Consider the following 7,968-nt stretch of genomic DNA (forward strand, 5'->3'; position numbering starts at 1 on the left):
ATACTGATTGGTATTAGCTGGCGAAAAAGACCCTAAACTGATTAGCTAATGCCTTGTCATCTTGTTTGCCGTATTTAATCAAGATGTCCTCTTTACCATCACCATTTAAGTCATCACTTTGTAGCATGCCACCATCTACTGGCAGTTTTAAATCATGCTTTTCAGCATTGCGACTAAACAAAGTATCGCCAGTCGCGCCGAAATAGATCTTTAGCGTGTCTTCATCATCCGACAAGATTAAATCTTTAAGGCCATCACCATTAAGATCCGCCAGCTTGACCACTGGGCTGCCACTTTGTCCTGAGCTCAAACTAAAATTAAGCTCAACCTCTTTACTCACATTAGACTCTTCAGCAAAACGCCCTTGATCATCCATTTTAAACAGGTGCACATCTTGATCGATACTGCCAGACAGCAGAGCGCCAATGACCTGTGATACGCCAATGTCAAATCCAGCCACCATCACCTCGACTTTATCGTCACTATCAATATCAATAAATTGCAACCCAGTTAAAGTACCTTCAGCCTTAACAACGCTATTGGCCACTTTTGGAAACACGAGCTTACCCTTTTGGTTCTCACCAAGATAAACCTCATAGTCATTGGCTCTATCAAATACGCCTGAGCTTTTGGTATAGCGCACCACAAGGTCGGTAATACCATCGTTGTTAATGTCCTTAAGCTCCTCCACTTTACGGTACACCAACTCACTCTGGTCAAGCTGCTCGCCGTAAGCATCACGCTTGTTCCACCAATCAATTCCACTTATCGGCTGCCTAACAGAAACATACTCAGCAATAGGGTTAAATAACTTGTCTTCTGTTTGACGATATAGCTCTAATTCACCTTCACCAATTTTGACGATATCAACTAAACCATCCAAGTTAATATCAGTGGCATAGAGCTTAGACTGCGTGTAGGTAGCACCATCTTCAAATAGTCGAGATTGGGGTTTTATTGGCAGTTGTTGCTGTTTAAATTCACCGTTATCGGCAATAAACAACTGCACCTGATTAAAGTCATGGATCAAAATATCATCTTCACCATCACCATTAAGATCTGCAATAAACTCGCCTTCACTCAAGTAGTCTGGACGAGACTTAAAAGATAGCGAATTGATACTGGCAATTGCCGCTAATTCAGCTTTGGCTGTCGCGGTTTGTGGCTGAAACACATGCAGCTTATCTTGGGACAAAAAATACAGTTGCTGAGTCTTGCCCTCTTGGTACTGTGTAATGTCAAAGGAATGCATTGCTTGAGGCAGCGCTAACTTTACCGCTAACTTGTACTGTCCTTTTTCTAAACCATAAATGGCCATCCAGCGCTGGCTTAAATCATCAACACCAAAAGCGACTAACTCTTTACCAGAACTAGGCAATAAGTCTGCTGCCACTATCGAATGAGTCAAATTAAAAGGCGCATTTAATGTTGACTCAGTTAAGGTCAATTTAGGCGTAGATTTAGCCTCTGCAGATTGAGCTACGACCGCAGTCACGAGCGCTAAACTCACTCCTAAGCCTTTTAAAACCGATTCCATGTTATTCCGCTCCATTAGCAATCACAAAAGTATGAACCTTGAAGCTAGCGGTTTTAAGCGCAGAGTAAAAGCAAATTTAACAGTTTGTAACAGAACGCTGCGCTTTAGGTGAATTTTTCATGTTCAATCGACCTATATGTCCAAAAGTTAGCCCCCAACCAATTTAAAATTAGCCCTACCAGCACGCCAATACTAAATGCTAGAGCAGCATCCAGCATCGTGTTACCTAAAAGCTGTGACACCCAATAAAAAGTGCTCAAGTTAGCGACTGCGGCAACACTAGACACCACGACAGTGGTCAGTAATTGTCGCCCCTTAGCCACTTGCTGCCGAGAGCGGAAAGTCCAACAGCGATTGCCAATCCAGGATAGAAAGACGGCAATCAAAAATGCACCGACTCTTGCAGGCAAAAGCGGAAAATTAAGCTGTTGTGAAAATAGCAAAAAAAGGGTGCCATCAACGACAAACACTGCAGCGCCTACCATCAAAAACTGCAGTTCTTGCTGATAGTTACGCCTTAGGGTTTCGATAACATTGAGCTGCTGCGACTGCAATACAGTAAACCTCTATCTTTGTTATTAGCGACCTTTTCGCAATCTTCAAACCCTAGCTCGATTTTCGAATTATGAACCACTAAGTAATATCGAGTGTCATTGTGGTTAACCTCCGCCAACGAAATAATTTCCTTAGCTTTACCTGCACTATAAAATCGAGCTGAAAAAGGACGTTTATCAAGATAATAGGTCGGTAGCATTTCAGTGCGTTGCTGTAGCAACCAGCGCTCACTTTTGTCTTTTCCTGAACCGAAGTGAATAATCGCAACGGCTACCATTAATAACGCGGCGATAGCAATCGCAACCTTATGCAGATGTGGAACCAGAGACCCGCGCCAAGCAAAAGTGATAAGCAGTGCTAATGCAGGGATCCCCGGTAAAACATAGGCGGGTAAAATATTGCCAGCAAGAGTGAATAGCACCATAGGTGCCAGCATCCAACAGATGAGGTAACTGGCGAGTGCGCTGTGGTTGCTATTGAGCTGCTTATCGCTATGTTTAGGTGCTTCAACATAAATTTTATATAGGGCTTGCGGTAAAAAGGCAGACCAAGGTAGCGCTGCGCCAAGGAAATAAAGCCAAATGGTGCCACGAGTTTGATCATGAGCACTACCGTAAAGGTCCCCCTGCCAACCACTATCGACAAACCGTGACCAATGCTCACCGACAATAAAGTAATTTAAAAATCCAGGCGTCGCGTTTTCAGCCAGTACATACCAAGGCAACGCAATAACCAACATTAATAACAAGCCAGAGACGAGTGGAGTGCGTTGCCATAATAATTTCCAAGGCCTAAACACCCCATATTGCCACAACAACCATAACCCTGTACCAATGGCAAAAATGACTAGCGCTACCGGTCCTTTTGCTAGCAAGCCAATCGCTAAACCAATAAAGCCGAAATAGCCCCAACGCACCTCGCCTTGCCAACACAAATAAAAGCCGACCATCGCCATCGTCAGGCCTAGTGTTAACGCCATGTCAGTCATCACGGCACCGGCACTGACAATAAATACCGCAGTAGAGGCCAAAATAATTAACGATGGCAACACCGGAAGTCGCTGCTTATTAGCGAAAACTGCGACCACAGCTAAGGTCAACATTGCCGCTATCCAATGTGGAAAACGTACTGCAAACTCAGATACACCCAAAAGAACGATTGAAACTGCACTCATCCATGTATGCAGTGGCGGCTTCCCCCAAAACGGTACACCATAATCGAACAAAGGGGTTACCCAATTTCCCGTCTCAACCATTAATCGCGCCATTTCGCCATAGCGAGCTTCAGTGGTGTCCATCAGCGGATATAGAGGCAATAGCAGCAATCGGGTTAATACCACCAACAGCAATACCGCTATACTTTTCTGTCCAGTGCTTAACGCTCGCATTACTTCGCCTCCAAATAGCTGACATTGCTCTTGACAACGCTCGCAGCGGTGGAAGCTCGATTAGGTTTAACTTGCGACAATGACTGGCTGTAAGCCACCTCTTCAATCAAATAAAGTGGTCGCTGCTTAACCTCAACAAACACCCGTCCTAAATACTCACCTATTAATCCCAAGGCTAATAACTGAATACCAGCGAGACCTAGCTGCACCACCATCATCGAAGGATAACCCGCTACAGTCTCGCCATAGATCAATGTCTTACTGACCACCCAACCACCATAAGCAAAAGCGCTAAATGCGGTAAAAACCCCACACCAAGTGGCAATACGCAGCGGTTTAAAGCTAAAGGAGGTGATGCCGTCCATCGCCAAGCCAAATAACTTGCCGTAATTCCATTTGGTCTCCCCTACAAAGCGAGGGTCGCGGTCAAACTCCAAGGTTTTCTGCGAAAATCCCGGCCAGCTAAATAGACCTTTCATAAATCGATTACGCTCAGGCAAAGCTCTAATGCTGTCCACAACTTGGCGGCTCATTAAACGAAAATCCCCCACATTCTCCGGCACAGGAGAATCAGACACCCAGTTCATTAGCCGGTAAAAACAACTGGCTGAAAATCGTTTAAACCAAGTTTCACCCAAACGTTTACTACGCTTCATGTTGACGATATCGTAGCCTGCACGCCACTGTTCAAGCATCAAGGGGATCTGCTCAGGAGGGTCTTGTAGATCCGCATCCAGCATAATGACCGCGAGGCCACGTGCATACTCAATACCTGCAGACATCGCCGCTTCTTTACCAAAGTTTCGGCTCAGTTTAATACATTGATATTCATTGTTTGCTAAAGGCAGCCGGCTTATTTTCGACCAAGAGTCATCGCTACTGCCATCATCAACAAATACAATTTCACTACTTTCATCAAGTTCTGCTAACACAGCGGTAAGCCGAGATATCAGCGGCGCAATCATTTGCGACTCATTAAACAGCGGTACTATCACTGACAAACACACTTCGGTGCGATTGCCGTCATCCACGCGAGCGTATGTCATGCGAGATCCTCATCAACTTTTGCTGTAGCATGCCAGCCGTAAAGTGAAGAAAATGTCATTGACATTTTTTCGACAAAAATAGTGCTACAGTAGACGGTACTGACAGCTGCATTTACCGATCCGTTATGACACTAAAATTACTCATTATCGAAGACAATATCGACGTCGCAGGTATTCTTGGAGATTACTTCGAAGCACAAGGTGCAGAGCTTGATTTCGCCGATAATGGCGAGCTTGGTTTATCCTTAGCGCAAGCGTTTGACTTTGATGCCATCATATTAGATCTCATGCTCCCCAAGCTTGACGGTCTAAGCCTATGTAAAGCACTACGCTCACTCGGCTGTAGTACCCCAATTTTGATGTTAACTGCACTCGATAATAAAGCGGATCTGCTCACAGGTTTTGATTGCGGCGCCGATGACTATTTAGGAAAGCCCTTCGATTTAGATGTGGTTGATGCTCGGGTAAAAGCGCTGATAAAACGTCATCGTGGCCAAGTTGCTCAAGGTGTACTTAAATTTGGTGATGTTGAAGTTAATATCGCCCAGCATCAAGCCTATCGTCAGCAAATGCAGTTAGCACTGACCCCAACCACCTACCAAATATTACTGCTACTGATAAAACATGCGCCAAATGTGGTCAAACGTGAACAGATCATTGAAGAGTTATGGGGCCAATCACCACCGAACAACGATATTTTGCGTAGCCATATGTACCAGTTACGCAATCAGCTCGATAAACCCTTTAAATGCCCGATGCTGGCCACTGTGCCTAAAGTGGGTTTTAGACTGCAACTTGGAGAAGAACTTTGCTAGATAGCCTACTCAATCGAGTCTCCACCGCCTCGAGCTTGCCGCATAAGTTAATGTGGTACTTCAGTAGTTTGGCAATCATCATTGGCTTAACCATTTACCTGTCTATGTTCGGCTTAATGCAATGGATTGAAGATGCTGTTAACCAACAAGAACTCGAAACAACCGCGCCCTACGCTATTGCCTCGTTTCAAGAGGGGGCCGAGCAGCCTCTCAATATCTTACATACTAAAGCTTTCTACTCTCCAGAGCTGATCCCCAAGAAATATGGCAATTTAGAGAAGTTTCCGGTGGGCTTTAAAGGAGAAGTCACCAACAGTGAAGCGAGTGAATTGCTGCATGAATGGATACCATTCTCTAGCAATCAAGCCGCTCTTTCTGAAGAAGTGTTCCTATATCGTGGCGAGTTCATGCTCAATGGTGAATTAAAGCCGTTATTTCTCATTACACCGGCTGAAAACGTGGAACTTAGCGATAGAGAATGGAATGTTATTCGCCTATTTATACTGTGTTTTATCGGCGTAATGTTTATCTTGTTCGGCTTCGTCATTCATAAACTCAGTTGCCGCTTGGTCGATCCTGTCGCGCAGTTAAGTAAACAATTAAAATCCCCCGAATCGAACAAAAGATTTACCGTACCCGAGCAGTCTGCGACCGAATTTACTGAACTTGCTGATAGCTTAAACGATTACCGCCAGCAAAATGAGATGATGATTAAGCAGGAACAAGCTTTCGCTCGCTATGCCAGTCACGAGTTAAGAACCCCTTTAACTGTTATCAGTGGCGCAGCAAAACTGCAAGAGCAAAATAATGCTGCAGAGTTTCAAGCCCGCCAACGCAGCCGCATACAACGTGCAGCACTCGACATGCAACATACCATTGATGCACTACTCAATTTGGTCAAGCAGGAGAATGCCACCGGCAGCACACCGCTTAGATCGTTACAGCTAGCTGAAATCGAAAGTATTACTCAACCACTACAGGCATTAGCTAATAGTAAAGAGATCAAACTATCGGTTGATTTTAAGCAAGCGCCTGTCATCAAGCCGACTCCTGCTGTGCTGCGGATGTTATTAGGAAATGTCATCAGCAATGCCATAAACGCCAGCGATTCTGGAGAGATCACCATCTCAGTCAATAGCGATGAAATTATTATTACCGACAACGGGCGCGGACTATCTGCCTCAGAACATGATAGCGCCAATGGACATGGGCTAGGCTTATTGATTGTTGATAGTCTTTGCCAGCGCTACCAATGGCAGTTCAGCTTGTCCGATATCAAACCGATAGGCTGCTGTGCTCGATTAACTTTTCCCCAAGCAGAGAGCTAACGTTCAGCCTCCCCGCAGAGGAAACAACAAAGTGCCAATCGATTATCGATTGGCACTATTTCTATAAATCTAGCCTTGGCGAGTAAAGCGGTATGACTGGATCTGCACCTCTTTGCCATCAACCACCGCGTAGCTATCGACCAAGAAAACATCTTGTCCTGCAAATCTAAGCTCTAAGCGCATTTGGCTCCGTTCATTTCCAGAAAAGGTTTGTCCGTTTGCACCGACTGGGTAGTAGTTATAACGTTGTAGCTGCAGTTGAAACTCACCTGAAAAACTAAGCTTACTGTTGCCATTAAAATCCGTTTGCAATTGATAGCCCTGCGCTGGTGTATATGACAGTTCAACCTGCCCGTTTAGGTCTTGCTCTACACCTGACACCTTCAAGTTCTCTACCGATAACGTCGCTGCCGTGGTTTTACTCAATCCACCTTGAGCAACACCAGTCGCCTCTACGCGCTCGCCTTTGCTATCCAATGCCCAGATATTGACCTGCCATTGTCCGCTAAAAGTATCTAAGCGATCCCAGTTCTGCGCAGTAGTTGCAGGCGCTGCAGCTCCGGCTACTTGTGTACCTGATAAGCCATTAATATTAATATTCTTGTTGGCATTCTCATTACGATAATCTTCTCTGTCATTAGCATAATCAGCACTCGCACCAGCAACACCACCTGCTGCGGCGCCAACTGCCGCCCCTTTTAATGCAAGGCTCGCATCCCCAGCAACCGCGCCCATTGCTAGCCCAAAAATAGCACCACCAGCAGCGCCTGTTTTAAGGCCACGATTACTGTCACGCCCATCCTCACCAACACCTTCACTGCTTGCACATGCTGTGAGTACAGTTAGGCATAACGTGGTTAAAATAACTTTTGAAAACTTGTTTGCTGTACTCATAGTGCTAGACGCTCCGTTGATAAAGGTTTTGTTAGTCGCAGTAGTTGAAGACACTAACTGTGCTGATTGCGTATTTGAGAAAATAGTGTTGTTAGACATAAATTTAACCTCATAAGAATATGTTTCCCCCTATTCCAAAATTACAGCTAACTTAGAGGGTAGTGGTAATGCATTGGTGACTATTAAACCAGTAATCAAAAAGCGGGATTAGGGCATGGCGATGAAAAAAAAATATCCAAATGCCTAGGGGCTGTTTATCTTTCACGGTTGTTTTTGCCGCAGTTTATTGGCTATTTTGACAAGGCGGAGGCTATGCCGTTTAGTTATTCTCCACAAATAGTCTACAACACAGTAAAAATAGCCAAGAAACGCGGCCCTTTGGGTTCGATTCAATGCTTCTATTCTT

The 7,968-nt window shown here is 44.9% G+C and carries 7 protein-coding genes; 2 read left to right on the top strand and 5 right to left on the bottom strand.

Going from position 1 to position 7,968, the window contains the following annotated elements; all coding sequences use genetic code 11:
- Positions 1–13: 13 nt before the first annotated feature.
- From AB4238_RS20940 to AB4238_RS20955, 4 genes are all read right to left on the bottom strand, one after another.
- Positions 14–1,537 carry an FG-GAP repeat domain-containing protein gene (locus AB4238_RS20940; RefSeq protein WP_372035400.1) on the bottom strand — a complete coding sequence of 508 codons (1,524 nt, stop codon included), beginning with the start codon at positions 1,535–1,537 and terminating at the stop codon, positions 14–16.
- 104 nt (positions 1,538–1,641) lie between these two features.
- Positions 1,642–2,091, bottom strand: a complete 450-nt coding sequence (locus AB4238_RS20945; RefSeq protein ID WP_372035402.1) for a GtrA family protein — start codon at positions 2,089–2,091, stop codon at positions 1,642–1,644.
- Positions 2,055–3,479 (bottom strand): ArnT family glycosyltransferase, encoded by a 1,425-nt coding sequence (locus tag AB4238_RS20950; RefSeq protein ID WP_372035404.1) that lies wholly within the window; start codon positions 3,477–3,479, stop codon positions 2,055–2,057. The genes AB4238_RS20945 and AB4238_RS20950 overlap by 37 nt, the downstream gene beginning before the upstream one ends.
- Entirely contained in the window at positions 3,479–4,525 is a 1,047-nt protein-coding gene (locus AB4238_RS20955; protein WP_372035406.1) for a glycosyltransferase family 2 protein, read from the bottom strand. The genes AB4238_RS20950 and AB4238_RS20955 overlap by 1 nt, the downstream gene beginning before the upstream one ends.
- A gap of 125 nt (positions 4,526–4,650) precedes the next feature.
- Here AB4238_RS20955 and AB4238_RS20960 point away from each other — a divergent pair, with 125 nt between their 5' ends.
- Together AB4238_RS20960 and AB4238_RS20965 are read left to right on the top strand one after the other, a co-directional pair.
- Complete coding sequence (locus AB4238_RS20960) at positions 4,651–5,340, top strand: response regulator transcription factor (RefSeq protein WP_371991138.1); 690 nt, start codon at positions 4,651–4,653, stop codon at positions 5,338–5,340.
- Positions 5,334–6,668, top strand: a complete 1,335-nt coding sequence (locus AB4238_RS20965; protein WP_372035407.1) for a sensor histidine kinase — start codon at positions 5,334–5,336, stop codon at positions 6,666–6,668. Before AB4238_RS20960 ends, AB4238_RS20965 begins: the two co-directional genes overlap by 7 nt.
- Positions 6,669–6,737: 69 nt before the next feature.
- On the opposite strand, the gene AB4238_RS20970 is transcribed toward AB4238_RS20965, so the two are convergent.
- Positions 6,738–7,661, bottom strand: coding sequence for a hypothetical protein (locus AB4238_RS20970; protein ID WP_372035409.1), 924 nt, complete (start codon positions 7,659–7,661; stop codon positions 6,738–6,740).
- Between the last annotated feature and the right edge of the window lie 307 nt (positions 7,662–7,968).

Source organism: Shewanella sp. 10N.286.45.A1 (genome assembly GCF_041470405.1).
Lineage (GTDB): Bacteria > Pseudomonadota > Gammaproteobacteria > Enterobacterales > Shewanellaceae > Shewanella.